Here is a 26484-nt window from a genome sequence, read left to right as displayed (position 1 = left end):
CTAGACCGCCATCCCGTAGACGATGGTGAAGAGCGTGCCGAGGGACCCGATGATGAACACGCCGGTCAGGCCGGCGATGATCAGTCCCTTGCCCTGCTCCGCACTGAAGGTGTCGCGGAGCGCCGTCGCTCCGATGCGCTGTTTGGCCGCGCCCCAGATCGCGATGGCCAGGCAGAGCAGGATCGCCACTGCCATGACCACCTCGATCATGACGCGCGCCTCGTTCCCAAGGGACCCGAAAGGCCCCCAGTCCGGGGCGATGCCACCGATGATGGTGTTGATGTCGCCCTTCTCGGCTGCCAGGAACATGAGAACTCACCACCACGCTAGATCAGTTGGCATCCTCGCCGGGGCGCAAGGAGCCAAGGTCTATCTTGGCGGAGGATGCCGCCGTCGTATGTCGACTCAGCGACTTTCTCAGCCATTCCCCCGTGTGATCCGGGCCGCAATCGTCAGACTGGACACACTGGCGTGCGATCCGGTGTTCGATGAGACGTTGTTGACTACTCTGTGTATCACGGTGGTGAGCGGAGGGCAACGATTGGCGGCGCTGCGGGTGGGGATGCTCCCGGAGGCCTGGCGTGCCGTCACTTTCCGCGTCGGGCAGGGTGGAGCGACGAAGGGGTGGGGCGGGTGACGGCGGCTTCGCGGACCGCGCGGAAGGCCTGGTTGGTGGCAGGGGTCGTGGGCGGCCTCTTCATGTCGTTCGTCATGCTGCTCGTCGTCGGCACGTTCCTGGTGGCGGCCAAGCTGACGGGCGGGGGCGGGGCGGTGACGCTCGCTCAGGGCGCCGTGCCGGCGGCGTACCAGAACCTGGTGCAGAAGTGGGGGAACCTCTGCGACGCCATCAACCCGGCGCTGCTGGCGGCCCAGCTCTACCAGGAGAGCGGCTGGAACCCGAGGGCGCAGAGCCCGGCGCAGGCGCAGGGGATAGCGCAGTTCATCCCCGGCACGTGGGCCACGCACGGCGTGGACGGGGACGGGGACGGGGACCGCGACGTGTGGGACCCGGCGGACGCCATCCCCTCGGCGGCCTCCTACGACTGCACGCTGGCCGGCTATGTCAAGGACGTCCCGGGGAACCTGACGGAGAACATGCTCGCCGCCTACAACGCCGGCGCGTACCGGGTCATCCGGTCCGGCGGGGTGCCGAGGATCCGGGAGACGCAGAACTACGTCCGGATCATCACGACACTGCAGAAGAGCTTCGCGGCCCCGGTGGGCCCGGTCGCACCGTCGCGGCAGGCGGCGGGCGCGATCTACTACGCGCAGCAGAAGCTGGGCACGAAGTACCTGTGGGGCGGGAACGGCACACCGGAGCAGGGTGGCCGGTTCGACTGCTCGGGCCTGACGAAGGCGGCGTACCACTCGGTGGGGATCGAGCTGCCGCGGGTGGCCAACGACCAGTGGAACGCCGGACCGCACCCCAAGCGGGACGAGCTGCTCCCGGGCGACCTGGTGTTCTTCGCGGACGACCTGACCGACCCGCGGTCCATCCACCACGTGGGGATCTACGTCGGCGGCGGCTACATGATCAACGCTCCCTACACGGGCGCGGTGATCCGCTTCGACAGGATCGACACCCCGGACTACATCGGGGCGACGCGTGTGACGGCGGCGGGCGCGGCGGCGGTGTGAGCCGCCCCGCGCCCCGCGCGCCGCGCCGCTGTGAGTGGACACCGGGCACCGGCATGCGGGAACGTGTCTCCCTTCGGTAACACCTTGGTGATCATCCGGTGGAGACCGGAACGGCGCGTACCGTGCCGCCCGTTGAAGGGTGGAGAATCGACCCCCACACGGACGTGCACGGGGGTGCGGCGGAAGAAGACAGTTAGGGGACTTCGGTGGCAGAGCTCTCGCTGGACGGCTCGAACCCCGACGTCAGCCTGCTCCGCGACATCAACGGATTCGCCAAGGACGCCCCGCGCTGGTTCGACCGCATGGTGGAGGGCGTCGGCGAGTACGGCCTGGTCCTGCTCATGGTGCTGATCGCCGGCTGGTGTTGGTGGCGCGTGGCGCGTCGCAGCGGCGCCGAGGCGCCGGCGGCCGTGGCGGGCGTGCTCTGGTCCGGGTTGGCGGCGGCGGTCGCGCTGGTGCTCAACGTCCCCTTGCGCAACTTCGTCGAACGGCCGCGTCCCTTCCTGGAACACAAGGGCATCGACGTCCTGGTGAAGGGGAAGACCGACTTCTCCTTCGTCAGCGACCACGCCACCTTGACGATGGCCGTCGCCGTGGGCCTGTTCATGGTCAGCCGCAGGTGGGGTCTGGCCGCCATCGCCGTCGCGCTGGCCGAGGGCTTCTGCCGCGTCTACATGGGCGTGCACTACCCGACGGACGTCCTGGGCGGCTTCGCCCTCGGGACCGCTGTCGCGCTGCTGCTCGCCCCGGCGGCGCTGGCCGCGCTGACCCCGCTGGCCCGGGCCGTGGCCGACTCGCGCCTGGGCTTCCTCGTGCAGGCGGCGCCGGGGCGGGCGGACCGCCGCCGGGGCGAGCCGTACCCGGAGCCGTCGGCGGTCGACAAGGACCTGGCGGCCTGACGTCCGCGGGCGCGCCCCGCACGTCCTACGCGTCGCACGCGGCGGGGCGGCCGGGCGGAGCGGTCAGAGCGCCTGCTGGAAGTCGAAGAGCCGCGCGGGGTCGTATCGGGTCTTCAGCCGGGTCAGGCGGTCGGCTGCTGAACCGTAGTAGGCGGTGCGCCAGTCGGTCAGTGAGGCGTCGGTGTAGTTCTGGTACGCCGCGCCGGAGGCATGGCGGCGCATGGCCGCGTGGAGCCCGGCGAGCCAGTTCGTGGTGCCGGGGGTCTCTATGTACTGGGCCAGGAAGCGCGAGCGCCGGTGGACGAAGGCGGTGGCCGTGGGCGAGACGCGGTTGACGGCGCCGCCGAGCGCGGTGAGCGAGACGCTGCCCGAGCCGGAGCGGAGCCCTTCCACCTGGGACAGCAGGGTCTGGATGCCGGTCTCGGACAGGGAGCGGTCGTAGAAGTCGGAGCGTGCCGTGTAGGTCTCCCTGCCGAGCCGGCCGGAGGGGCTGCGGCCTGGGGTGCTGCCGGGCAGGTGGCACTGGGCGGTGCTCAGGTTCGAGCAGCCGGCGTAGGCGAGGGCCGCGTCGAGGTAGGTGCGTGGGTGCAGGGAGACGCTTGTCGCGGAGGCGCCGATGCTGTCGGCGAGCCGGTCGACGGCGTTCGCGAGCCCGTCGCGCGAGGTGATGCCCACGGTGGCGATGCTGATCTGCGGGGACCCGGAGCCGGAGCTGTCCAGGTGCAGGGCCGACCAGATCTCGTCGGGCTGGGTGGGCCCCCACTCCTGCCAGGCGCGCAGGACGGCGGCGGCCTTGCTCCACGGCCAGGTCAGATAGCCGGTGACCACCTGGGGGGAGGCATGCGTGTCGAAGGTCAGCTTGGTCACCACGCCGAACTGGCCGCCGCCCGCGCCGCGCAGCGCCCAGAACAGATCCGGGTTCTCGTCGGCGTCGCAGCGCAGCACCTGGCCGTCCGCGGTGACGATCTCGGCGCCGGAGAGGCTGTCGCAGGTCAGTCCGTACGCGCGGCTGAGCACTCCGTGGCCGCCGCCCAGGGTGAGGCCGGATATGCCGACCGTGGGGCACGAGCCGGCCGGCAGGGTGCGCCCCCTCGAGCCGAGCCGGGTGTAGACGTCGATGAGCTTCGCCCCGGCCCCGATGGTCGCGGTGCCGCCGGACAGGTCGACCGAGGCCATGGAGGAGACGTCGAGGACGAGCCGGCCCTTGCCGCCGGAGTAGCCCGCGTAGGAGTGCCCGCCGTTGCGGACCGAGACGGGGACGCCGGTGCGGCGGGCGAAGTCCAGGCACGCGCGGATGTCCTCGGTGCCGGAGACGTACGCCACGGCGGCGGGGCGCTGACCGTCGAAGCGGGTGTTGTACAGCAGGCGGGCGGTGGCGTAGTCGGCGTCGTCGGGCAGGACGAGGCGGCCGTCCAGGGTGCGGCCCAGGGCCTTCCAGTCCGGGCGGGCGGTCGGCGAGGCACTGGCGGAGGGGCTCCCGCCGGCCGTCGTGGGGGCCCCCGGGGCACTGGGCGTGGGGCTCGCGGTGCCGGCAGGGCGACCGCCGCCCGGGCCGCAGGCCGCGGCCAGCCAGCCCGCGGCGGCGATGCCCGCGCCGCCGCGGATCACGGATCGTCGGTTCAACATGGGGCCTTCCGCTCTGTTCGCCCCCGTATGGTCGTCCATGAGGACGGCGGGGACGCGGTGTCCGGTTGCGGGTGGGGAGTGTGACGTACGTCGGACCGCGTCGGGCCCTGCGCGTGCCGTCTCAGCCCTGCTCGTGCTCGGCGGCGTCGCGGCGGGCGCGGTCGCGGGCGCGCCGGGCCGGTCCCCGCCAGCCGCAGACGCAGGTCGCGTGGGAGAAGGCGCCCTTCTCCAGGGTGGTCGCGCGGTGGGCGGTGGGGGGCGGATCACTCGGAGGCACCCCACAAAGCTACCGGCCGTGACGTGGTGCCCTGACCCTCGTTAAGCCCGACGACGTCCGAGGCGCGGCATGGTGCGGGGGGTTGGCGGAGATGGGGCAGCTCGGCCGGGCGACTGCGGCAGCCGTGGGTCTGGGGTTGTGCGTGCTGGCGGTGGCGGGCTGCTCGGTCAGTGGTGAGGCCGCCGAGGTGGACAGCGTGCCGGTGGACTCCGGGGACGCGCTGCGGCGGGCGGTGGACGCGCTGGTCGCCGAGGGCAGCTCGAAGATCCGTACGTCGATGGAGATGGCCAGCGGCGGCACGAAGATCGCCATCAGGGGCACCGGTTCCTTCGACTACGCCGGGCGGCGCGGCCGCATCCAGGTCGTCCTGCCGCCGGACGCGGCCGGGGACGTCGAGCACGCGCCGGTCACGGAGCTGCTGACGCCGGGCGCCCTTTACATGAAGAACCGCGGCGAGGGCGTCCCCGCCGACAAGTGGGTGCGGGTCGACACGACCCGGCTGCCGGACGGCAACCTCGTCACCGGCGGCGCGACCGATCCCCTGGTGGCCGCGGAGCTGCTGCGGGCGGCGCGGGAGGTGCGGCAGACCGGGTCGGAGACCCTGGACGGGGTGCGGGTGCGCCGCTACCAGGGGGTCACGGACATCGTGGACGCGGCTCGCGTCGCCTCCCCGCTGGTGCGGGCGGAGCTCGCGGCCGCGGCGAAGGGCTTCACCGTGACCAGTGTGCCCTTCGACGCCTGGCTCGACGAGGAGGGGCGGCTGCGCAAGGTGCGGCAGCGCTTCACCTTCAGCAATGGCGCGGGCGCGGGGACGCGGAGCGCGCCGGCGCAGGTCACGGTGGTCTCGACGACCGGAATGTACGGTTTCGGTGCCCCGGTGCGGGTCATGCTGCCCCGAGGGACCGACATCTACACCGGGCAGATCGTTCCCGCGTCCGGCACCTGAGGGCCCGCCGGAATGGCCCGCACCGCCCCTGAGGGCTTGCCGGAAATGGCCCGTCTGTGTCATGCACGGACCGTGCACCGATCCCTACGCTGGGCGGGGAGGGAGGTGGTGCGCGTGGCGGTGTGGCTCCTGGACCAGGATGACCAGGTCCACGTGGCCCTCGCGGAGATCGAGCTGTGCTGCGAGCTGATGATCGCGGCGTCGGCGACGACCGAGGAACGGCTGAGTGCCGAGCGTATCGACGAGGTGCTGGACGTGTTCCCCCGCGTGCCCGCGCAGGGGACCAGGCGGTCGGCGGGGGCCGGTCGCTAGCTGCGGAGCAGCCGGGCTATGGCGGCCGTGGCCTCGGCCACCTTGTCGTCCGCCTCCGGTCCGCCCTTCGCCGCGGCGTCGGCGACGCAGTGCCGCAGATGCTCCTCCAGCAACTGCAGGGCGAAGGACTGCAGGGCCTTCGTGCCGGCCGACACCTGGGTGAGGATGTCGATGCAGTACACGTCCTCCTCGACCATGCGCTGCAGGCCGCGGATCTGCCCCTCGATGCGGCGCAGCCGCTTGAGGTGCTGGTCCTTCTGCTTGGCGTAGCCGTGCTGGTGCGCGTCGTGCCCGTGCTCCGGGGTGGCCCCGGCGGTGTCGACGTGCCCGGCGACGTCCGCCGGCGACTGCTGCGACTCCGCGGCGCCGCCGGTCTCGGTGACCGTCATGATGTTCCTCCTGCCCCCGATACCCCAGTCGGGTATATCGTACCCAATTCGCCCCGATGTGCGAGAGTGCCCGGAGAACCCCTGCTGGGGCGCACCCTTGACGATGAGCGACACTGTAGGACGCCGGTTAGTTGTGGCCGGATGATGCGCCTAGCATCAATGCGACCGAAACCGATGTATTCCGAGGACTTCACGTGCGCTTTCGTCTGACCCCCAGGGAGACGAGCTTCTACGACATGTTCGCCGCATCCGCGGACAACATCGTCACAGGGTCGAAGCTCCTCATGGAACTGCTCGGGGCCGATCCGGCCACGCGCTCGGAGATCGCGGAAAGGATGCGCGCGGCGGAGCACGCGGGCGACGACGCGACCCACGCGATCTTCCACCAGCTGAACTCCTCCTTCATCACGCCCTTCGACCGCGAGGACATCTACACCCTGGCGTCGTCCCTCGACGACATCATGGACTTCATGGAGGAGGCCGTCGACCTGGTCGTTCTGTACCAGATCGATGAGCTGCCCCGCGGGGTCGAGCAGCAGATCGAGGTGCTGGCCCGGGCGGCCGAGCTGACCGCCGAGGCGATGCCGCACCTGCGCACCATGGACAACCTCACCGAGTACTGGATCGAGGTCAACCGGTTGGAGAACCAGGCGGACCAGATCCACCGCAAGCTGCTGGCCCACCTCTTCAACGGCAAGTACGACGCCATCGAGGTGCTCAAGCTCAAGCAGATCGTGGACGTCCTGGAGGAGGCGGCGGACGCCTTCGAGCACGTGGCCAACACCGTGGAGACCATCGCGGTCAAGGAGTCCTGACCCCGGTGCAGACCTTCTCCCTGATCGTGACGGTCGGCGTCGCGCTCTTCTTCACGTACACCAACGGTTTCCACGACTCCGCGAACGCCATCGCCACCTCTGTGTCGACCCGGGCGCTGACCCCGCGGGCCGCGCTGGCGATGGCCGCGGTGATGAACCTCGCCGGTGCCTTCCTCGGCACCGGCATCGCGCACACCGTCAGCGAGGGCCTGATCGAGACGCCGCACGGGCAGACCGGCATGGCGATCCTCTTCGCGGGGCTGGTCGGGGCGATTGTCTGGAACCTGATCACCTGGTACTACGGTCTGCCCTCCTCCAGCAGCCACGCGCTGTTCGGCGGCCTGGTGGGCGCCGCGCTGGCCGGCGGGACGGACGTCCTGTGGTCCGGGGTGGTGGACAAGATCATCCTGCCGATGTTCCTGTCGCCGATCGTCGGCCTGGTCGTCGGCTACCTGGTGATGCTGCTCATCCTGTGGCTCTTCCGCCGGGCCAACCCCCACAAGGCCAAGCGGGGCTTCCGCATCGCGCAGACCGTCTCGGCGGCGGGGATGGCGCTCGGCCACGGACTGCAGGACGCGCAGAAGACGATGGGTGTCGTCGTCCTCGCGCTCACCATCGCCGACGTCCAGGAGGAGGGCGACGGCATCCCGCTGTGGGTGAAGTTCACCTGCGCCGCGATGCTGTCGCTGGGCACCTACGCGGGCGGTTGGCGGATCATGCGGACCCTCGGCCGCAAGATCATCGAGCTGGACCCGCCGCAGGGCTTCGCCGCGGAGACGACGGCGGCGTCGATCCTGTACACGACCGCCTACATCTTCAAGGCGCCGATCTCCACGACCCACGTCATCACCTCGGCCATCATGGGCGTGGGCGCGACGAAGCGGGTCAACGCGGTCCGCTGGGGCGTCGCCAAGAACATCGTGATCGGCTGGTTCATCACGATGCCGGCCGCGGCGGCGGTCGCCGCGCTGGTCTACGCCGTGGTGCACGTGGCCTTCGGCTGAGCCGGACGCGGCACGACACCGACACGACGAGCACGACGCAAACAGGCCCGCCCCCCCGTTCGGGGGGCGGGCCTTCGCCTTGCGGTGGCACCGCCATGCAGCACCGCAGGACGGCTCGGGACGGCCGCGGAAGCGATCGGCCGGCCGGTCGGTACGAAGCCGATCGGCCGACCGGTCGATCAGCCGAAGCGGCCGGAGATGTAGTCCTCGGTGGCCTGGACGGACGGGTTGGAGAAGATCCGCTCCGTGTCGTCGATCTCGATGAGCTTGCCGGGCTGGCCGACCGCCGAGAGGTTGAAGAAGGCGGTGCGGTCCGAGACGCGCGCGGCCTGCTGCATGTTGTGGGTCACGATGACGATGGTGAAGCGCTCCTTGAGCTCCCCGATCAGGTCCTCGATGGCGAGGGTGGAGATCGGGTCGAGCGCGGAGCAGGGCTCGTCCATGAGCAGGACCTGGGGCTCGACCGCGATGGCGCGGGCGATGCACAGACGCTGCTGCTGACCGCCGGACAGTCCGGAGCCGGGCTTGTTCAGGCGGTCCTTGACCTCGTTCCAGAGGTTGGCGCCGCGCAGCGACTTCTCGACGATCGTGTCGAGGTCGCCCTTCTTCTTGACGCCGTTGAGCCTCAGGCCGGCCGCGACGTTGTCGTAGACCGACATCGTCGGGAACGGGTTGGGGCGCTGGAAGACCATGCCGACGGTGCGGCGCACCGAGACCGGGTCGACACCCGGGCCGTAGAGGTTCTCGTCGTCCAGGAGGACCTTGCCCTCGACGCGGCCGCCGGGGGTGACCTCGTGCATGCGGTTGAGGGTGCGCAGGAAGGTGGACTTGCCGCAGCCGGACGGGCCGATGAAGGCCGTCACCGTGCGCGGCTCGATGTTCATCGAGATGTCGTCGATCGCCTTGAAGCCGCCGTAGTAGGCGGAGAGTCCGCTGACGTCGATTCGCTTGGCCATGGTGGTGATGCTCGCAATCCTGTGGTCGCTGATGTCGGCCGCGTCAGCGACCGGTCTTCGGGGCCTTCCAGCGCGCGATGCCGCGTGCCAGGAGGTTGAGGATCATGACGAAGGCGATCAGCACGAGTGCCGCCGCCCAGGCCCGGTCGTAGCTCGGCTCGTTGCCGTTCTGATACTGCTGGTAGATGTAGAACGGCAGCGAGGCCTGGGGGCCGTCGAACGGGTCGTTGTTGATCAGGTTGTTGCCGAAGACCAACAGCGCGATGGGGGCGCTCTCACCTGCGATGCGGGCGACCGCGAGCATGACGCCCGTGGTGATGCCGCCGATCGCGGTCGGGACGACCACCTTCACGATGGTGCGCCACTTGGGGACGCCGAGCGCCAGCGAGGCCTCGCGCAGCTCGTTCGGGACGAGCTTGAGCATCTCCTCGGTGGAGCGGACGACGACCGGCATCATCAGGATGGCCAGCGCCATGGAGCCGGCGAAGCCCGAGGGGCCGAAGCCGAGCAGGAGGTTCCAGGTCGACAGGATGAACAGACCGGCGACGATCGACGGGATGCCGGTCATGACGTCGACGAAGAAGGTCACGGCCGTGGCGAGCCGGCCCTTGCCGTACTCGACCAGGTAGACGGCGGTCAGCATGCCGATCGGGGCGGCGATGGCGGTGGCGATGCCGACCTGCTCCAGGGTGCCGATGATGGCGTGATAGACGCCGCCGCCCTCGCCGATGGTCAGCACGCCGTTCATGGAGTGCGTCAGGAAGGCGCCGTCGAGGATCTTGATTCCCCTGCTGACCGTGGTCTGGATCAGCGAGTACAGCGGGAGCGCGGCGAGGACGAAGGACGCCCAGATCACGCTGGTGGCGACCCGGTCCTTGGCCTGGCGGCGGCCCTCGACCACGGTGGCGATCACATAGCTGCCGAGGACGAACAGCAGGACGGCGATCAGACCCCACTGGAGCTTGCTGTCCAGGCCGGCGCCGAGGCCGATGCCGACGGCGAGCACGATCGCGCCGGCCGCGATGGCCAGCGGGGCCCAGTTCGGGAGACGGCGCTGGGCCAGGGCGCGCTGCGGCACCACGGGGGCGGAGCGCTCGTCTGCTACTGCGTGGCTCATGCGTTGGCCCCCGAGTATTCCTTGCGCCGCGCGACGATCGCGCGGGCGGCGCCGTTGACGAGGAGGGTGATGACGAAGAGCACCAGACCGGAGGCGATCAGCGCGTCACGGCCGAACTCGTCGGCCTCACCGAACTTGGCGACGATGTTCTGGGAGAAGGTGCCGCCGACCGGGTCCAGGATGTGCAGCGACAGGACGGGGGAGGCGGACAGCACCGTGGCGACGGCCATCGTCTCGCCGAGCGCGCGGCCGAGGCCGAGCATCGAGGCGCTGACGATGCCGGAGCGGGCGAAGGGGAGCACCGACATGCGGATGGTCTCCCAGCGGGTCGCACCGAGGGCCAGGGCGGCCTCCTCGTGCATCCGCGGCACCTGCCGGAAGACCTCGCGGCTGACGTTGGTGATGATCGGGAGGATCATGATCGCCAGCAGGATGCCGACGGTGAAGATCGAGCGGGCCGCGCCCTGCGGGTCGTCCTTGTCGAAGACGACGGTCCAGCCGAGGTACTTGTCCAGCCACATGTTGAGGCCGGTCAGGTGCGGCACCAGGAAGAGCGCGCCCCACAGGCCGTAGATGATGCTGGGCACGGCGGCGAGCAGGTCGACGATGTACGACAGCGGGGAGGCGACGCGGCGCGGCGCGTAGTGCGAGATGAACAGCGCGATGCCGACCGCGATCGGGACCGCGATGACCATCGCGATGATCGAGCTGACGATCGTGCCGTAGGCCAGCACGGCGATGCCGAAGACCGGCGGGTTGGCGCCGGCGTTCCACTCGAAGGTGGTCAGGAAGTTGCCGTGGTCCTTGGAGATCGCGTTGACCGAGCGGATCGTCAGGAAGATCGCGATCGACGCCATGATCAGCAGCAGCAGGATGCCGGAACCACGGGAGAGGCCCGAGAAGATTCTGTCGCCCGGGCGCGTGACAGTGGCCCCGGCCGGCTTCGCGGGCGGCGGTGGGGTGGGGGTCTGTGCGGTTATAGCCATCGGTCATTTCTCCGGTCTGGGTGGGGGATGGCTCCCCCGGCGGCGGTGCACCGGAAGTGCGGCGGCCCCGCGACATCACGTCGCGGGGCCGGCCGACTGGGTCAGGACAGGGCGTCCACGGTGGCGCGGACCTTCGTGGCGATCTCGGCCGGGAGCGGCGCGTAGCCGGCCTCGGCGAGGATCGACTGGCCCTCCTCGGAGGCGGTGTAGCCCAGGAAGGACTTGACCAGCGGCAGGGTCTCGGCCTTGTTGCCCTTGTCGCAGGCGATCTCGTAGGTCACCAGGACGATCGGGTAGGCGTTGTCGGCCTTGGTGGTGTAGGCGGCGGACATGTCCAGGGACAGGTCGGCGCCGGTGCCCACGACCTTGGCCTGCGCGATGCCGGCGGAGGCGTTGTCGGCGGTGGCCTCGACCGGGGCGGAGGCGCCGGTGTCGATCTTCACCGTCTTGATGCTGTTGGCGGTCGCGTAGGAGAGCTCGAAGTAGCCGATCGAGCCGTTGACCTGCTTGACCTGGGCCGCGACACCGGCGGACTTGGCAGCGGACTGGCCGCCCTTGCCCGCCCACGCCTTGGCGTGCTCGTACGGCCACTCGGCCTTGGCGGCGCCGTTGAAGTACTTGGTCAGGTTGTCCGTGGTGCCGGACTCGTCCTGGCGGTGGAAGGTCTGGATCTTGGTGCTGGGAAGCTTGGCGTCCGGGTTCAGCTTCTTGATGGCCGCGTCGTCCCACTTGGTGATCTTCGAGTCGAAGATCTTGGCCAGGGTGGGGGCGTCGAGGACGAGGTTGTCCACGCCGGCCACGTTGTAACCGATGGCGATGGGGCCGCCGACCATCGGGATGCTGATGCCGGTGCCGTTGGTGCAGATCTTCTTGGACGCCTCGACCTCTTCGGGCTTCAGCGGCGAGTCGGAGCCGGCGAAGCCGTCCGTGCCGTTGTTGAAGTCGACGATGCCCTCGCCCGAGGACGACGCCTTGTAGTTGATCTGGGCGCCGGAGCAGGCCTGCTGGTAGTTCCTGACCCAGGCGTCCATGGCGTTCTGCTGCGCCGAGGAGCCGGAGGCGAGGAGCTGGCCGCCCTTGTCCGCGCACTTGATGCTGCTGGACGACGTGGCGGGCGCCTTGCTGCCTTCGGCGCCCGGGCTCGTGTTGTCGTCCGAACCGCACGCAGTGAGCATGAGGGCACCGGAGACCGCGACCGCGCCGACGGCCAGGGCGCGGAGCCCGCTCTTACGCTGAAGCTTCACCTTTGGTGATTCCTTCCTGAAGCCCGCCGGTGGACGGCGAAGCAGAGGTATGGATTTCTGCATCCACCCGGCGGCTGCTCGCTCACCGGTAAGGCCGAAATTAGGCAGATCAGGTGAAGCGGTCGACGGCCGAGGGTGAACGCAAGGTGAACCTCGCATATCAGTGCGGTGCTCTTCGCGCGCCCAGTGGTGTACGTCTCAGCGTGCCACCCTCACAGGGCCGTTCCGCGGAGGAACGCGTCGAGGACGGCACGGTCCCGCTCGTGGGTGAGCCGGTTGCGCGCGGCGGTCGGCGGCAGCCACACCATACGGTCGACCTCGCGGCTGGGGGCGAAGGAACCCTCGCGCGCCTCGGCGGCCCAGTAGCGCACGATCTTCGTGCGTCCCTGCACGGGGTACGTGGTGGACGGCAGCTCCCGGCCGGGCACGCAGTCGAACCCGGTCTCCTCCTCGACCTCGCGGAGCGCACCGTCGAGCGCCGTCTCCCCGCGCTTGAGCTTGCCCTTCGGGAGCGACCAGTCGTCGTACTTGGGACGGTGGACCAGGGCGATCTCCAGGCCGCCGTCGACCGGCGAGCGGCGCCACAGCACCGCCCCGGCGGCGAGGATCGGGGTGCCGGCGGCGCCGGTGGAGGCGATGGCGGTGCTCCTTTCCGGGCTGCGGGTCGCGCGGGTCGTGCCGCGCCCGCGGGACGGGCTGGACGGGATCAGCGGCATCGACGGGTCGGGCGGTCGGGCGGCGGAACGCCGGCCGGCGCGGCGGGAGGGGCGGCCGGAGGGTCAGCGCGTCCACAGGTGGGCGAAGGCGTACCGGGCCGCCTCCACCTCCAGGCGCTGGTCGGCATGGAGCACCCCCAGCGCGTAGGCGGTCGCCGGGGCGATCCGCGGGGTGCGGGCGGCGGCGGTGACGGCGGCCGCGGCCTCCGCCGCCTCCCGCTGCTGCTCCAGCATCCGCGCCGCGGCGGCCAGCCGGGCGGTGGACCCTTCGTCGTACGCGGTGCCGCGGGCGAGGACCTCCTCGGCGTAGCGCCGCAGTCGCAGCAGGACCCGGACCCGGTTCCACGCGGCGTCCTCCCGTTCGGCGGGCGGTTCGCCGGAGAGCGAGGTGTGCAGTGTCCCGCCGTTGTACGGGTGCAGGGCGCGCGTCAGCGGCAGCGCGGCCGCGGCCTCGGCCAGACGGCTGTGGGCCTGCTCCGCCAGCAGCGGCAGCACGGAGGCGGCGGGCTCGCGCGCGGCCGGGGACAGCGGCACCTCGGAGGCGAGCACCGCCACCGCGTCCACGACCGCGTGGAAGCGCGAGGAGCCCACGGCCTGCAGGGCGGCGGAGTGCGCCCGGGTCCGGGCGAGGGTGAGCTGGCGCTCGAGCAGGGCGCCGGCCCGGGCGGCGCCCACGGCGAGCGGGCCGCCCCCGGCGCCGCCGCGCTCGCCGGCCTGCGACGGGGCGGGGGCGCGACGGGCCCCCGCGGCGTGCCCCGACGCGTGGGTGCCCGAGGTCGCCGACTCCGCGACCTCGGCAGGCACCGCGGCCGCGGTGGCGCCCGCGGTCCCGGCACCACGGGTCGCCGCCGCAGGGTCCGGCGCGCCGGACCCCGGCAGCCACGGGCCGAGGTCGTCGTCGGTGGGGACGGCACTGGCGGGAGGGCCACCGAGATCCTCGGCGGAGGCCAGCCGCTGGAGCGCGCCGATCAGCCGGGCGAGCCGGGCGGCGTGGCGGTGCTCGCGGCCGAGGGTTTCGGTGAGCCAGCCGAGTTCGACGCGCAGGGGGTCCGCCCAGCCGGGGTCGGTGAGCGACCCGAAGGTGTGCAGGGCGCCGGAGATGCGGCGGGCCGAGCGGCGCATCCGCCGCCCGGTCTCGGCGGTGTCGTCCGGGGGCCGGCCGGGTTCGCCCTCGCGTGACGCCAGCGCGCGCAGGAAGGCCGTGGCCTCGTCCCGCAGGTACTGACCGAGGACGGCGCCGGCCTCACGGTCGGTGAGCCCGCCGGACATCAGGCCGGTGGGCGTCGCTGCCGCGTCAGGGTGTCGCTGGGCCACGCCGGCGCCTCCGCGCTTCGATGAGCATCTCCTGTATGTGGGGCAGCGGACGCCCTTCGGCGTCCGTGCTGTGCCGGGTCCACTCCCCGTCCGGACCGAGCCACCAGGACGAGGTGGAGTCCGAGGTGCCGGTCTCCAGCAGCTGGTTCAGCGAGGTCCGGTGCGCCGGGTCGGAGACCCGGACCATCGCCTCGATGCGGCGGTCGAGGTTGCGGTGCATCATGTCGGCGCTGCCGAGCCACACCTCGGGGTCGCCTCCGTTGCCGAAGACGAAGACCCGGGAGTGCTCCAGGAAGCGGCCGAGCACACTGCGCACCCTGATGTTCTCCGAGAGGCCCGGCACACCCGGGCGCAGCGCGCAGATGCCGCGCACCCAGACGTCGACGGGCACACCCGCCCGGGACGCCCGGTACAGCGCGTCGATGACGGCCTCGTCGACCATCGAGTTGACCTTGATCCGGATGTACGCGGGCCGACCCTCGCGGTGGTGGGTGATCTCCGCGAGGATCCGCTGGATCAACCCGTCGCGCAGGCTGCGCGGGGCCACCAGCAGCCGGTTGTAGGTCTCGCGGCGCGAGTAGCCGGAGAGCCGGTTGAACAGGTGGGACAGGTCGGCGCCGACCTGCGGGTCGGCGGTCAGCAACCCGAGGTCCTCGTAGAGCCGGGCGGTCTTGGGGTGGTAGTTGCCGGTGCCGACGTGGCTGTAGCGGCGCAGGGTGTCGCCCTCCTGGCGGACGACCAGCGAGAGCTTGCAGTGCGTCTTCAGCCCGACCAGGCCGTAGACGACATGGCAGCCCGCCTCCTCCAGCTTGCGGGCCCACTTGATGTTGGCCTGCTCGTCGAAGCGCGCCTTGATCTCGACCAGCACCAGCACCTGCTTGCCGGCCTCGGCGGCGTCGATCAGGGCGTCCACGATCGGGGAGTCGCCGGAGGTGCGGTACAGCGTCTGCTTGATGGCCAGCACGTCCGGGTCCTGCGCGGCCTGCTCGAGGAACCGCTGCACGGAGGTGGAGAAGGAGTGGTACGGGTGGTGCAGCAGCACGTCGCGCTCACGCAGCGCCGCGAAGACGTCGGTGGCGTGCGCGGACTCGACCTCGGCCAGATCCGGGTGGGTGCCGCCGATGAACTTCGGGTACTTCAGCTCCGGACGGTCCTGCCCGGCGATCGCGAACAGCCCGGTCAGGTCGAGCGGCCCGGGCAGGGGAAAGACCTCGGCGTCCGCGATCTTCAGTTCCTGGGCCAGGGTGTCCAGGGCCTGCGGGGAGATCGACTCCTCGACCTCCAGGCGGACCGGGGGGCCGAAGCGGCGGCGCAGCAGTTCCTTCTCCAGTGCCTGGAGCAGGTTCTCCGCGTCGTCCTCCTCGACCTCCAGGTCCTCGTTCCGGGTCACCCGGAACATATGGCTGTCCAGCACCTCCATGCCCGGGAAGAGCTCCTCGAGGTGCGCGGCGATGACGTCCTCCAGCGGGACGAAGCGCTGCGGGCCGGCCTCGAGGAAGCGGGACAGGATCGGCGGGACCTTCACCCGGGCGAAGTGGTCGTGTCCGGAGACCGGGTTGCGCACGGTGACGGCCAGGTTCAGGGACAGGCCGGAGATGTACGGGAACGGGTGCGCCGGGTCGACGGCCAGCGGGGTCAGGACCGGGAAGATCTTGTTGCGGAAGAGGGTGAAGAGCCGGGCCTGCTCCTTCTCGGTGAGGTCGTTCCACCGGATGATGTGGATGTCCTCCTCGGCGAGCGCCGGGGCCACGTCGTTCTGGAAGCAGGCGGCGTGCCGGGCCATGAGCTCGCGGGCGCGGCTGAGGATGTTCTCCAGCACCTTGGTGGGCGGCAGGCCGGAGGCGGAGCGCTGGGCGACGCCGGTGGTGATGCGGCGCTTCAGGCCGGCGACGCGGACCATGAAGAACTCGTCCAGGTTGCTGGCGAAGATCGCGAGGAAGTTGGCCCGTTCGAGGAGGGGGGTGGCCGGGTCCTCGGCGAGCTCCAGCACCCGCTCGTTGAAGGCCAGCCAGCTCTGCTCGCGGTCCAGGAAGCGGTTCGGCGCGAGCTCGTCGCCTCTCCCCTCGTCCTCCGCGGCGCCGTCCGGGCGGCCGTCGCCGGTCTGCTGCGCGGGACGCGGCACCGGCGAGAGGACGTCCAGGCGCGCGGGTTCGGGGTGCAGGGGCGGGACGACGTGCGGCCGGCGGTAGGCGGGGGACTCCGCCGGGGTGTCGGGCGAGGCCGGGGCACCGGAGCCGGACCGCTCGGTCCGGGCATTCGTCGGGACGTTCATCGAGGCCATGAGTGCGAGCCCTCCTCCGGATCCGGCACGTCATTCACGTGGATGGTGGTGCGCGGAACCTGGCCACCGACCACGCCTCCATTGTCCCCGGCGCGCCGGGATACCGGCAGGTCGAGCGGGGGAAAGGGGGTCGGGGCGGGCGTCTGCATTCCCAGATGCTCGCAAGCGCGGTTGAATCACCGGTAACGGGCAGGTGGCGGTCAGGAAATCGCCGTGCATACCGGCCGTGACGTGGGGGTCCGCCACCGCGGGCCCGGCCGGGGGCCGGGCTGCGGGCGGAGGGTGCTCAGGTCTCCGTCCGGTACATCAGGTCGACCTCGTGCGTGGTGAAGCCGAGGCGCTCGTAGACGGCGAGGGCGGGGGCGTTGTCCGCGTCGACGTAGAGCATCGCGGTCGCCAGGCCGCGGTCGTGCGCGAGGTGGCGCAGCCCGATCAGCGTGAGCGCCCGGCCCAGGCCGCCGCCCTGCTCCTCGGGGTGGATGCCCAGCACATAGACCTCGCCGAGGTGCTCGCGCGTGTGCACCTTCGTCCAGTGGAAGCCGGCCAGCCGGTCGCCGTGGAAGGCCAGGAAGAAACCGGCCGGGTCGAACCAGGGTTCGGCCTTGCGGTCGTCCAGATCGCGCTGGGTGAGGCTGCCCTGCTCGGGGTGGTGCGCGAAGGCGGCGGCGTTCACCGCCAGCCAGGCGGCGTCGTCCTGACCGGGGACAAAGGTGCGCACGGTGACGCCGGCGGGGAGCGCGGGCTTGCTCAGCGGGGGCGCGCCGGCGTCCTCCCGCAGCGGACGGCGCAGTTGCCGCAGTTCGCGGAAGAGGGCGAGGCCGAGCAGCCCGGCCAGATGGCGGGCGGCGGGGTGGCCGCCGTGCGCCCACACCCGCAGCCGCTTGCCGGAGGCGGCGAGCAACGCGTGGCCGAGGGCGCGTCCGTGGCCCTGAGCGCGGTGCGCGGGGTGGATCACCAGCTCGGCGGCGGGGGCCTCGACCGGGTCGGCGTCCTCCAGTTGGGCGTACCCGACGAGCGCCTCCCCGCTCGTGACCAGCAGGTGGCGTACGCCCTCGCGGGCGCCGCCGCGCAGGTTCAGACGGCCCTGCTCGGAGACCGCGGCCTGGCCGTCGGTCTCCGCGGCTGCCTCGATCAGGGCCAGAACGGCGTCGGCCTGATCGGGGCCCAACTCGTCGAGGACGTCGATCCGGCGGGGGCTCACGGCCGTCTGCTGCGCGCTTGCGTCGGTCATGGGACCGAGCTTACGACCGCTTGGGCGTGCGCAGCGTCCACCGGCACCAGTGCCGCCGCACCGCAGGCCACGACCGACGCGGCAGCGAGAGCCGGCCAGTAGCCGCAGGCCGAGATCAGGGCGGCGCTCAACGGCGGGACGACGGCGGCGGTCAGATTCTGCCCGGTGTTGTGGACGCCGAGGGCGCGGCCGGACCAGGCCGGGCCGGCGCGTTCGGCCGTGGCGGTGAAGGACAGGCCGTTGGTGCTGGCGGTCACGCCCACGGCCAGGACGAGGGCGGCCGCCGTGAGCGGTGAGGGGAAGGCCGAGGTCAGGGCCGTCGCGGCGACCACCACGGCAGTGGCGGCGGCCAGTCGCCGCATCGGCCGCAGTCTGGAGCCGACCCGGTCCGACCAGCGTCCGGCGGCGATCCGCGAGCAGGCCCCCAGTACCTGCGCGACGGCGATCAGCCGGCCGGCTCCCACCGCGGACCAGCCGCGGGTGTCCACCAGCAGCACCAGGGCGAAGGCCCCGGCCGTGAACTGCGGTACGACCAGCAGGGCGCCGGCGCCGTGGATCCGCCACAAGGCGGCTGAGCCGCGGTAGGGGTTGGCGGCCGGGGCGGCCCCGGGGGCGGCCCGCGGGCGTACCGGGTCGGCGGCGAACAGCGCCACCAGGCAGGCGACGATGCCGCACACCGCGGCCAGGAAGGCGAAGGCGCCGCGCACTCCGGACCCTGCCGCGAGCAGGGGCATGGCGAGCGCGGCCGCTCCCATGCCCAGTGGGGTGGCGGTCTGCCGGATGCCCATGGCGAGTCCCCGCTCCTTCGGGGAGAACCAGCCCATGACGAGGCGTCCGCTCGCGGAGTACACCGAGGCCCCCGCCGCGCCGGCCAGCACGAGCAGCGCGCCCAGCGCCGCCCGGCCGCCTCCGGCGCCGACCGGGCCGGCGGCCAGGGCCAGCAGCGCGGCGGCGCCGCCGAGCCCGGTGGCGATGACGACGCGTTCGCCGTACCGGTCCGCGGCGGCGCCCCATGCGACGAGGGCGGCGACCAGTCCGGCGGTCGGGCAGGCGATGAGGAGCCCGATCTGAGGAAGGGTCAGGTGTGCGGTGTCCCGCAACGCGGGGGCCAGGTAGGGGATTCCGTAGACGAAGGCGCAGGCGGCGGTTTGGGCGCCGGTGCCCAGGGCGAGCATCAGCCAGCGGCGGCGCATGGCGCGCACCTCCTCGGTGGGTGGTGGGTCCCACTATGCCGCCGGTTTGAATGGCGAGACAGATCCTTTCAGGATGCGAGACACACTCCTGGCGGCCCGTCGCGAACCGATCAGCCGAAACCTGCCCGTAACCGCAAGGCCACTGACAACTACGCGCGTTGACAATAGGCTGCGCTCCGTCCTCCGCCTGTCCATCAACGTCCACGTCCAACGTCCACGTCCAAGGGGACCCATGTCAGTGACCCACCCGCGTCGCCGTGCCGCGCGCCGCGTCGCCGCAGCGACCGCCGGACTGGCCGCGGTCGGTGCGCTCGTCATAGCGAGCCCGACCGCCCAGGCCCACGAGACCCACCACGGAGGCAAGGGCCACGGCAACAGCGGCCGTACCGTCGACCTCCAGTTGCTCGCCGTCAACGACTTCCACGGCAACCTGGAGCCCCCGGCCGGTTCGTCCGGCCGCGTCACGGAGCTCCAGGCGGACGGCACCTCCAAGACCGTCGACGCCGGTGGCGTCGAGTACCTGGCCTCCAGTCTGCGCACCGCCCGCAAGGGGCAGGAGCGTTCGCTCACCGTGGCGGCCGGCGACATCGTGGGCGCCAGCCCGCTGCTGTCCGGCCTGTTCCACGACGAGCCCACCGTCGAGGCCATGAACAAGCTGGGGCTGGACGTCACCAGCGTCGGCAACCACGAGTTCGACGAGGGCAAGGACGAGCTGCTCCGCCTCCAGAACGGCGGCTGCCACCCGGTCGAGGGCTGCTACGAGAAGGGCCGCAAGTTCAAGGGCGCCGACTACCCGATCCTCTCGGCGAACGTCGTCGACGAGAAGACCGGCCGCCCGCTGCTCAAGCCCTACACCATCGAGAACGTCAAGGGCGTCCGCGTCGGCTTCATCGGCGTCACTCTCGAGGGCACCCCGAACATCGTCACCGCCGAGGGCGTCAAGGGGCTGAAGTTCCTCGACGAGGTCGAGACGATCAACAAGTACACCAAGGAGCTCAAGCACAAGGGCGTCAACGCCGTCGTCGCGCTGGTGCACGAGGGAGGCTTCCCCGCCTCCTCCGCGTACAACTACGACTGCGACGCGGGCGGTTCGGGCGCCGGCCTGTCCGGCCCGATCGTCGACATCGCCAAGCACACCTCGGCGGACGTCGACGCGCTGGTCACCGGCCACACCCACAACGCCTACGTCTGCACCATCCCCGACCCCAAGGGCAACGACCGCCTGGTCACCAGCGCGGCGTCCTTCGGCCGGCTCTTCACCGAGCTGGACATGAAGTACGACCTGCGCACGCACGACATCGTGCGCGCCTCGGTCCGGGGCTCCAACCACGTCGTGGACCGCACCCAGAACAAGGCCGCGGACATGACCTCGCTGATCAGCCGCTGGCAGACGCTGGCCGCTCCCGTCGCCGGCCGCACCGTCGGCTGGATCTCGCAGGACATCACCCGGGCCGGTGACGAGTCCCCCCTCGGCGACCTCATCGCCGACGCGCAGCTCGCGTACGCCAGGACCCTCGACCCCTCGACCGCGATCGCGCTGATGAACCCCGGCGGCATCCGCACCGACCTGGTGCACAGGGCCTCCGGCGGCGAGGGCGACGGAGTGGTCACCTACGCCGAGGGCTTCGCCGTCCAGCCGTTCAGCAACACGGTCAACCTGCGGACGCTGACCGGCGCCCAACTGGTCACCGCGCTCCAGCAGCAGGTCAGCGGCAGCAACGAGGCCGCCCCGAAGATCCTCCAGGTATCGGCCGGCCTGACCTACACGCTGGACCTCACCAAGACCGGCGCCGCCCGCGTCGTGACCGACTCGATCCGCCTGAACGGCGCCCCGATCGACCCGGCCGCGAGCTACCGCGTCGCGATGAACTCCTTCCTCTCCGGCGGCGGTGACGGCTTCGGCGTGCTGGCCGAGGGCACCGGCGAACTCGTCGGCGGCGACGACCTGGCCGCGCTCAACGCCTACCTGACCGCCAACTCCTCGGCCTCCGCGCCGCTGGCGGCCCCGGCGGCGGACCGCATCACGATCGTCCGGTAGGGACGAGGCGGAGCGGGCAGGTCCCGCGCACACACGCACCGCACCGGGGGCGGCCGTCGGCAGCGACGGTCGCCCCCGGCCGTTCCCGGTCGCCTCCGATCGCCCCCGGCCGTCCGTACACGCCCCGCTCTTCCGCCGCCCGTAGGCGCTCCCTACCCTGGGGGACATGGCGACTACGCAGCGGCGGCGGTTCAGGTCCGGCGCGGTGATCCTGGGCGGCATGGGTGTGCTGGCCGCCGCCCTGGCCGCGTGCGGCTCCGACCCCGACAAGCGCTGCGTCGACCCGGACACCTACCGGACGCTCCCGGCCAAGGAGTGCGACGACGACAACGGCAAGGGCAGCTACTACTACGGCGGCAAAGTCCGGAACGGGAAGGCCGAGGGCGGCAGCTTCGACAAGTCGTCGGTGAAGACCGGGGGTTTCGGCGGCCACGGCTCGGACCACGGGTCCGGCGGCGGCTGATGCGGCGGCACGTCGTCGAGCCGCGCCCCGGCTGGCAGCGGATCGTCGAGGACCAGGGCGTCGTCTACCCGCTGACCCGCCACCCCGACGGGTCCTTGCGGCCCTACTGGGACGAGAGCGGCTACTACGAGTTCTCGCTCCCGGAGGTCGAGGCCCTGGAGGAGACCGTCGAGGAGCTGCACGCCATGTGCCTCGCCGCCGCGGAGCACATCGTGGCCGAGGACCGCTTCCGCGAACTCGGCGTCCACGACCCGCGCCTGGCCGGGCGGATCGCCGAGTCCTGGCGACGGCGCGCCGAACTCCCCTCCCTCTACGGCCGTTTCGACCTGCGCTACGACGGGACCGGCCCGGCGAAGCTGCTGGAGTACAACGCCGACACCCCCACCTCCCTGGTGGAGGCGGCCAGTGCCCAGTGGTTCTGGATGGAGGACCGTTTTCCCGGCGCCGACCAGTGGAACTCCCTGCACGAACGCCTCGTCGACGCGTGGCGGCGTCAGGCTCCGCTGCTGCCGCCCGGCCCGGTGCATTTCGCGCACACCGAGGCCGACGAGCTCGGCGAGGACCTGATGACGGTGGCGTACCTGCGGGAGACCGCCGAGCAGGCCGGCCTTCGCACCCGCGCCCTGTCCGTCGAGGAGATCGGCTGGGACGCGCTGTCCGGTCGCTTCGTCGACGACCGGCTGCGCTTCATCCGCAGCTGCTTCAAGCTCTATCCCTGGGAGTGGCTGGCCTCCGACCCCTTCGGCGGCCATGTCCTGGACACCCTCGACAACGGCGGCGGCACCGGCACCACCTGCTGGATCGAGCCCGCCTGGAAGATGCTGCTGTCCAACAAGGCGCTCCTGGCCGTCCTGTGGGAGCTCTACCCGGGCCACCCCAACCTCCTCGCCGCCTATCTCGACGGTCCCCGCGAACTCGCCCGGACCACCGGCTGGGTCGCCAAGCCGCTGCTCGGCCGCGAGGGCGCCGGCGTCACCGTGCACCGGGCGGGCGAGACCGCCGCGCCGCGCGCCGAGGAGCCCTGTTGCTACCAGGAACTGGCCCCGCTGCCCGCGTTCGACGGCAACCACGTGGTGCTCGGCGCGTGGGTCGTGGCGGACGAGCCGGCCGGGCTCGGCATCCGCGAGTCGGCGGGTCTGGTCACCGACACGTACGCGCGCTTCCTGCCGCACGTGATCCGCTGAGCGGCGGCGACGCCGGGCGTCGTCCGCACCGCCGGCCCGGGCCGGCTGACGCCGCTCGAAGCCGGAGGCCGGCCCGTCCCGTCCCAGGCCGCCTGGGGGCACGGACCGTCACGTCGTCGGCGCCCGGTCAGGTGATCCCCGGCTCCCGGTCAGGCAGTCGGCGGCGTTCCGGGTGGGGGCCCGGGCGGCGTCGCGGGCGGCGGGGTCTGCGCCCCCGGCAGCCGGACGACCGCCACGGTGCCGCCGTCCTGCGCGGGGTGCAGGGCGACCGTGCCGCCGAGCTGCTGCACCGTGCGGGCCACGATCGACAGGCCGAGGCCCGAGCCGGGCAGGCTGCGGGCGGAGGCCGAACGCCAGAAGCGCTCGAAGACGTGCGGCAGGTCCTCCGACGGGATGCCCGGGCCGTGGTCCCTGACCGTCAGCTCGCCGCCGTGCAGGTCGACCTCGACCGTTCCGGCCGGCGGGCTGAACTTCACGGCGTTGTCCAGTAGGTTGATCACCGCCCGCTCCAGAGCGGAGGGCTCGGCCCGCAGGTACCAGGGGGCCAGCTCCGCGGTGATCTTCAGGTCGGGGCCGGTGCGCCGCCGGGCCCGCTCCAGCGCGGCCTCCACGACCTCGTGGAACGCCACGGTCTGCGGAGGCGCGCCGCCGTGGGCCGCGTCCGGCCGGGACAGCTCCTGCAGATCGCCGATGAGCGCCGCCAGTTCGCCCATCTGCGCCTTCACCGAGAGCATCAGTTCCCGGCGGTCCTGCGGGGGCAGCTCCCGGCCGGTCAGCTCGCTGCGTTCGAGCAGCTCGATGTTGGTGCGCAGGGAGGTGAGCGGGGTGCGCAGCTCGTGCCCGGCGTCCGCGATGAGCTGCTGCTGCAGCACACGGGAGGAGGACAGGGCGGCCGTCATGGCGTTGAAGGACGCCGACAGCCGCGCGATCTCGTCGCGGCCCTCGACCGGGATGCGGACGTTCAGGTCCTCGGTGCGCGCCACATGCTCCACGGTGTCGGTGAGCCGGTCCACCGGCTTCAGCCCCGCGCGGGCCACGCCCAGCCCCGCCGCGCTCGCGCCGAGCACCCCTATGCCGCTGACGGCCAGCAGGATCAGGGCGAGGGTGTTCAGCGGCCCGGTCACCTCGCTGAGCGGGCGGCCGACCGAGATCGCCGCCTGCTCCGTGCGCTGGCGGGGGTACTCGATCTGCGCGGGCCGCGTCAGCACCCGCATCCTCGTGCCGTCCCGCGTGGTCACGGTCTGCAGGGACTGCGGTGAGTCGCCCCGGACCACGGCGAGATCCGCCGCGGTCACCGGCAGCACCTCGTCGCCGAGCACCCAGCAGCCCGTGCCGTTCTCGGTGACGAGCAGCACGGAGGAGTGGTTGGGGTTGAAGGAGAGCGGCCCGTTGTCCACGTCCGTCCGGGGCCGGCTCAGGCACCCGTAGTCGCCGAGCACGCTCCGGGCGGCGGGGGCCGCGTTGCCCGGCGAGCTCAGCGACTCGTCCAGCTGGTCCATCAGCTGCTTCTCCACGATGAACCAGCAGGCCAGCGCGCACGCCGCTACCGCGACCGCCACGGCGGCCGCGGTGAGGATGGCCAGCCGGGAGCGCAGCGGAAGGGAGCGGAAGCGCGGGATGCGCGGCATCAGCCCTTGCCCTCCGCGGAGCGCAGCACATAGCCGACACCCCGTACGGTGTGGACCAGCCGGGGCAGGCCGCCGGCCTCGGTCTTGCGCCGCAGGTACATCACGTACACGTCCAGGGAGTTGGAGCTCGGCTCGAAGTCGAAGCCCCAGACCGCCTTGAGGATCTGCTCGCGGGTGAGCACCTGGCGCGGGTGCGCGAGGAACATCTCCAGCAGGGTGTACTCGGTGCGGGTCAGCTCGACCGGCACGCCGGCCCGGGTGACCTCGCGGGTCGAGGTGTCCATCCGCAGGTCCGCGAAGGACAGCACGCCCTCCTCGGCGTTGTCGCCGCCCGGCAGCGTCGCGTACGCGCTGCGCCGCAGCAGCGCCCGCAGCCGGGCGAGCAGCTCGTCCAGTTCGAAGGGCTTGACGAGGTAGTCGTCGGCACCGGCGTCAAGACCGGTGACCCGGTCTCCGACGGTGTCCCGGGCCGTGAGCATGAGGATCGGCGTGGTGGTGCCGCCGGAGCGCAGCCTGCGGGCGGTGGTGAGGCCGTCCATGCGCGGCATGAGGACGTCGAGGACGATCACGTCGGGCCGGTAGGAGGCGACCTGGTCCAGGGCGGCCAGGCCGTCCTCCGCCAGCTCGGTCTGGTATCCCTCGAAGGCGAGGCTGCGCCTGAGTGCTTCACGGACCGCGGGCTCGTCGTCCACGATCAGGACACGGGCGGGGGCCTCGCCGTTCTCGCCGGGGCTCATGCTCTTCCACCTCACGGGATGAGGGTCGGGGGCGGTGGGCGCCGCCGGGGGTCCGGCGGGGTGCCCGGTTCTCAGCCTTGCACGGCGGCGAGGCGGTGGGCCGCAATCGCCCGGCGGGCGTAGCGGCGCGCGTAGCGGCGGGTGGTCGCGATCTCGGGCTCGCGGGCGGCCGGCTCCCGGTAGGGGATCAGCGCGCGGTCGGCGGGGCCGGACGGGACGCCGGCGGGGTGGCGGGAGGTGCTGAGGAAGACGTTCATGGTGCCCACTTCCCTTCGAAGCGGTGCGGTCAGCTGTCGCTGCCGCCGTTGCGCAGGGTGCCGAGGTCTGCCTTCACGGTGTTCACCGGGATGGCGAAGCCGAGGCCGACGCTGCCCGCCTGACCGGTGGCGGAGGCGGCGGCCGAGTACATGGCCGAGTTGATGCCGATGATCCGGCCGCTCATGTCGATCAGGGCGCCGCCGGAGTTGCCGGGGTTGAGCGAGGCGTCGGTCTGGATCGCCTTGTACGTGGTCGTGGAGGGTCCGACGTCGCCGTTGAAACGGCCGCCGCCGAACTCGAACGGCCACCCGCCGGCGCCGGCGCCGGGCCGCTGCCGCTGCTGCCCCTCGCCGGTGGACACGGTGACGTCGCGGTCGAGGGCGGAGACGATGCCGCTGGTGACGGTGCCGGAAAGACCCTCGGGGGAGCCGATGGCGACGACCTGGTCGCCGACCTCGACCCGGCTGGAGTCGCCCAGCGACGCCACCGGCAGGCCGCTCACGCCCGCGGCCTTCACCAGCGCGAGGTCCTTGCCGCTGTCGGTGCCGAGGACGTCGGCGGTGACCGTCCTGCCGGAGCTGAAGGTCACCTTGACCGAGGCCGCACCGGAGACGACGTGGTTGTTGGTGACGATCTCACCGTCGCCGCTGACGATCACACCCGAACCGGTGGACTGCCCGGCGTCGGAGGTCGCGCTGATCTCCACGATGCTCGGGCCGACGGCGGCGGCCACGGCCGCGACCCCGGTGCTGCCGGAGCTGCTGGCGCCGATCACCTTGGTGGCGGCGCCAGCCGCGGAGGTCGCGGTCGTCGCCCGCCCCACCAGGGCCGCCGCCCCACCGCCGATCAGCGCGGAGACCAGCGCCACGGAGGCGACCAGCGCCACGGGTCGGCGGCTGCGGGGCTGCGGCTGGGCCGGCGCGGCGGCCGGGTGCGGCGCAGGGGGCTGGGAGAAGGGACGCGGCTGGGCGTAGGGCGCCGCGTGCCCGTACGGGACGTGCGGCTCGTACGGAGGCCGGGGCGGGTACCCGCCGGCGCCGGGGGACTGCTGCGGCTGCCGCGGGTCGTGGGCGTCGTCGCGACGGGTGCTCTCGTTCATGTCTATGACTGTGCTCACCGAACATGAGAGCTTCCTGAGCGTGACCTGAGAACCGGGGCAGAGTTCCGTATGCCCGATATAAACAACAAAGCGGCAGGTCAGGGCCAGGGCTGATACGGCCCGCACAGACCGC

Annotated in this window: 26 protein-coding genes; 9 read left to right on the top strand and 17 right to left on the bottom strand. The window is 72.0% G+C overall.

Going from position 1 to position 26484, the window contains the following annotated elements; translation table 11 throughout:
* On the bottom strand, nucleotides 1-309 hold the full coding sequence (locus ACRWND_RS19040; RefSeq protein WP_018559685.1) for a hypothetical protein: 309 nt from the start codon (nucleotides 307-309) through the stop codon (nucleotides 1-3).
* 390 nt (nucleotides 310-699) lie between these two features.
* Between ACRWND_RS19040 and ACRWND_RS19035 the strand changes: the two genes are divergently transcribed.
* Together ACRWND_RS19035 and ACRWND_RS19030 are read left to right on the top strand one after the other, a co-directional pair.
* Nucleotides 700-1638, top strand: coding sequence for an NlpC/P60 family protein (locus ACRWND_RS19035; RefSeq protein ID WP_431950900.1), 939 nt, complete (start codon nucleotides 700-702; stop codon nucleotides 1636-1638).
* Between the two features lie 206 nt (nucleotides 1639-1844).
* Nucleotides 1845-2537: a phosphatase PAP2 family protein gene (locus ACRWND_RS19030; RefSeq protein WP_431950877.1), complete on the top strand. Its 693-nt coding sequence runs from the start codon at nucleotides 1845-1847 to the stop codon at nucleotides 2535-2537.
* A 63-nt stretch (nucleotides 2538-2600) separates the two neighbouring features.
* On the opposite strand, the gene ACRWND_RS19025 is transcribed toward ACRWND_RS19030, so the two are convergent.
* Together ACRWND_RS19025 and ACRWND_RS19020 are read right to left on the bottom strand one after the other, a co-directional pair.
* Nucleotides 2601-4160 carry an FAD-binding oxidoreductase gene (locus ACRWND_RS19025; RefSeq protein WP_431950898.1) on the bottom strand — a complete coding sequence of 520 codons (1560 nt, stop codon included), beginning with the start codon at nucleotides 4158-4160 and terminating at the stop codon, nucleotides 2601-2603.
* A gap of 124 nt (nucleotides 4161-4284) precedes the next feature.
* A complete protein-coding gene (locus tag ACRWND_RS19020; protein WP_431950875.1) occupies nucleotides 4285-4440 on the bottom strand; it encodes a hypothetical protein in 156 nt (51 codons plus the stop codon).
* A gap of 91 nt (nucleotides 4441-4531) precedes the next feature.
* Here ACRWND_RS19020 and ACRWND_RS19015 point away from each other — a divergent pair, with 91 nt between their 5' ends.
* Together ACRWND_RS19015 and ACRWND_RS19010 are read left to right on the top strand one after the other, a co-directional pair.
* Nucleotides 4532-5386 carry a hypothetical protein gene (locus ACRWND_RS19015; protein ID WP_431950896.1) on the top strand — a complete coding sequence of 285 codons (855 nt, stop codon included), beginning with the start codon at nucleotides 4532-4534 and terminating at the stop codon, nucleotides 5384-5386.
* A 105-nt stretch (nucleotides 5387-5491) separates the two neighbouring features.
* Nucleotides 5492-5698 carry a hypothetical protein gene (locus tag ACRWND_RS19010; protein ID WP_431950894.1) on the top strand — a complete coding sequence of 69 codons (207 nt, stop codon included), beginning with the start codon at nucleotides 5492-5494 and terminating at the stop codon, nucleotides 5696-5698.
* On the opposite strand, the gene ACRWND_RS19005 is transcribed toward ACRWND_RS19010, so the two are convergent.
* Nucleotides 5695-6087, bottom strand: coding sequence for a metal-sensitive transcriptional regulator (locus ACRWND_RS19005; RefSeq protein WP_431950873.1), 393 nt, complete (start codon nucleotides 6085-6087; stop codon nucleotides 5695-5697). The genes ACRWND_RS19010 and ACRWND_RS19005 overlap by 4 nt on opposite strands.
* 194 nt (nucleotides 6088-6281) lie before the next feature.
* Between ACRWND_RS19005 and ACRWND_RS19000 the strand changes: the two genes are divergently transcribed.
* On the top strand, nucleotides 6282-6902 hold the full coding sequence (locus ACRWND_RS19000) for a DUF47 domain-containing protein (protein ID WP_431950871.1): 621 nt from the start codon (nucleotides 6282-6284) through the stop codon (nucleotides 6900-6902).
* 5 nt (nucleotides 6903-6907) lie between these two features.
* Nucleotides 6908-7906 carry an inorganic phosphate transporter gene (locus ACRWND_RS18995; RefSeq protein ID WP_431950869.1) on the top strand — a complete coding sequence of 333 codons (999 nt, stop codon included), beginning with the start codon at nucleotides 6908-6910 and terminating at the stop codon, nucleotides 7904-7906.
* Nucleotides 7907-8085: 179 nt separating this feature from the next.
* On the opposite strand, the gene pstB is transcribed toward ACRWND_RS18995, so the two are convergent.
* The 9 genes from pstB to ACRWND_RS18950 all read right to left on the bottom strand — a co-directional run bounded on the left by pstB (nucleotide 8086) and on the right by ACRWND_RS18950 (nucleotide 18944).
* Nucleotides 8086-8862 carry a phosphate ABC transporter ATP-binding protein PstB gene (gene pstB, locus ACRWND_RS18990; protein ID WP_431950867.1) on the bottom strand — a complete coding sequence of 259 codons (777 nt, stop codon included), beginning with the start codon at nucleotides 8860-8862 and terminating at the stop codon, nucleotides 8086-8088.
* A 43-nt stretch (nucleotides 8863-8905) separates the two neighbouring features.
* Complete coding sequence (gene pstA, locus ACRWND_RS18985; protein WP_431950865.1) at nucleotides 8906-9979, bottom strand: phosphate ABC transporter permease PstA; 1074 nt, start codon at nucleotides 9977-9979, stop codon at nucleotides 8906-8908.
* On the bottom strand, nucleotides 9976-10965 hold the full coding sequence (gene pstC, locus ACRWND_RS18980; RefSeq protein ID WP_431950863.1) for a phosphate ABC transporter permease subunit PstC: 990 nt from the start codon (nucleotides 10963-10965) through the stop codon (nucleotides 9976-9978). The genes pstA and pstC overlap by 4 nt, the downstream gene beginning before the upstream one ends.
* Before the next feature lie 101 nt (nucleotides 10966-11066).
* The gene (gene pstS / locus ACRWND_RS18975; protein WP_431950861.1) at nucleotides 11067-12209 is read right to left on the bottom strand and encodes a phosphate ABC transporter substrate-binding protein PstS; all 1143 of its coding nucleotides are present in this window, start codon (nucleotides 12207-12209) and stop codon (nucleotides 11067-11069) included.
* A 212-nt stretch (nucleotides 12210-12421) separates the two neighbouring features.
* A complete protein-coding gene (locus ACRWND_RS18970; RefSeq protein WP_431950859.1) occupies nucleotides 12422-12925 on the bottom strand; it encodes an NUDIX hydrolase in 504 nt (167 codons plus the stop codon).
* Between the two features lie 63 nt (nucleotides 12926-12988).
* A complete protein-coding gene (locus ACRWND_RS18965; RefSeq protein WP_431950857.1) occupies nucleotides 12989-14239 on the bottom strand; it encodes a CHAD domain-containing protein in 1251 nt (416 codons plus the stop codon).
* Complete coding sequence (locus ACRWND_RS18960) at nucleotides 14220-16520, bottom strand: RNA degradosome polyphosphate kinase (RefSeq protein ID WP_431950855.1); 2301 nt, start codon at nucleotides 16518-16520, stop codon at nucleotides 14220-14222. The genes ACRWND_RS18965 and ACRWND_RS18960 overlap by 20 nt, the downstream gene beginning before the upstream one ends.
* A 286-nt stretch (nucleotides 16521-16806) precedes the next feature.
* On the bottom strand, nucleotides 16807-17751 hold the full coding sequence (gene mshD / locus ACRWND_RS18955; RefSeq protein ID WP_431950853.1) for a mycothiol synthase: 945 nt from the start codon (nucleotides 17749-17751) through the stop codon (nucleotides 16807-16809).
* On the bottom strand, nucleotides 17748-18944 hold the full coding sequence (locus ACRWND_RS18950; RefSeq protein ID WP_431950851.1) for an MFS transporter: 1197 nt from the start codon (nucleotides 18942-18944) through the stop codon (nucleotides 17748-17750). The genes mshD and ACRWND_RS18950 overlap by 4 nt, the downstream gene beginning before the upstream one ends.
* 232 nt (nucleotides 18945-19176) lie before the next feature.
* On the opposite strand from ACRWND_RS18950, the gene ACRWND_RS18945 reads away from it, so the two are divergent.
* The 3 genes from ACRWND_RS18945 (at nucleotide 19177) to ACRWND_RS18935 (ending at nucleotide 22629) form a co-directional block, all read left to right on the top strand.
* Entirely contained in the window at nucleotides 19177-20982 is a 1806-nt protein-coding gene (locus ACRWND_RS18945; protein WP_431950849.1) for a bifunctional metallophosphatase/5'-nucleotidase, read from the top strand.
* Between the two features lie 166 nt (nucleotides 20983-21148).
* Nucleotides 21149-21445, top strand: a complete 297-nt coding sequence (locus ACRWND_RS18940) for a hypothetical protein (protein WP_431950847.1) — start codon at nucleotides 21149-21151, stop codon at nucleotides 21443-21445.
* The gene (locus tag ACRWND_RS18935; protein WP_431950845.1) at nucleotides 21445-22629 is read left to right on the top strand and encodes a glutathionylspermidine synthase family protein; all 1185 of its coding nucleotides are present in this window, start codon (nucleotides 21445-21447) and stop codon (nucleotides 22627-22629) included. The genes ACRWND_RS18940 and ACRWND_RS18935 overlap by 1 nt, the downstream gene beginning before the upstream one ends.
* Nucleotides 22630-22778: 149 nt before the next feature.
* On the opposite strand, the gene ACRWND_RS18930 is transcribed toward ACRWND_RS18935, so the two are convergent.
* The 4 genes from ACRWND_RS18930 to ACRWND_RS18915 all read right to left on the bottom strand — a co-directional run bounded on the left by ACRWND_RS18930 (nucleotide 22779) and on the right by ACRWND_RS18915 (nucleotide 26351).
* Complete coding sequence (locus ACRWND_RS18930; RefSeq protein ID WP_431950843.1) at nucleotides 22779-24257, bottom strand: sensor histidine kinase; 1479 nt, start codon at nucleotides 24255-24257, stop codon at nucleotides 22779-22781.
* Nucleotides 24257-24994: a response regulator transcription factor gene (locus ACRWND_RS18925; RefSeq protein WP_431950841.1), complete on the bottom strand. Its 738-nt coding sequence runs from the start codon at nucleotides 24992-24994 to the stop codon at nucleotides 24257-24259. The genes ACRWND_RS18930 and ACRWND_RS18925 overlap by 1 nt, the downstream gene beginning before the upstream one ends.
* Before the next feature lie 71 nt (nucleotides 24995-25065).
* The gene (locus ACRWND_RS18920) at nucleotides 25066-25251 is read right to left on the bottom strand and encodes a hypothetical protein (RefSeq protein WP_431950839.1); all 186 of its coding nucleotides are present in this window, start codon (nucleotides 25249-25251) and stop codon (nucleotides 25066-25068) included.
* A gap of 29 nt (nucleotides 25252-25280) precedes the next feature.
* Complete coding sequence (locus tag ACRWND_RS18915) at nucleotides 25281-26351, bottom strand: trypsin-like peptidase domain-containing protein (protein ID WP_431950837.1); 1071 nt, start codon at nucleotides 26349-26351, stop codon at nucleotides 25281-25283.
* Nucleotides 26352-26484: the final 133 nt, after the last annotated feature.

This window comes from Actinacidiphila sp. bgisy167 (assembly GCF_965342175.1).
Lineage (GTDB): Bacteria > Actinomycetota > Actinomycetes > Streptomycetales > Streptomycetaceae > Actinacidiphila.
The sequence above is the reverse complement of the archived record's forward strand: the minus strand, read 5'-3'. Positions and strand labels throughout refer to the sequence as shown.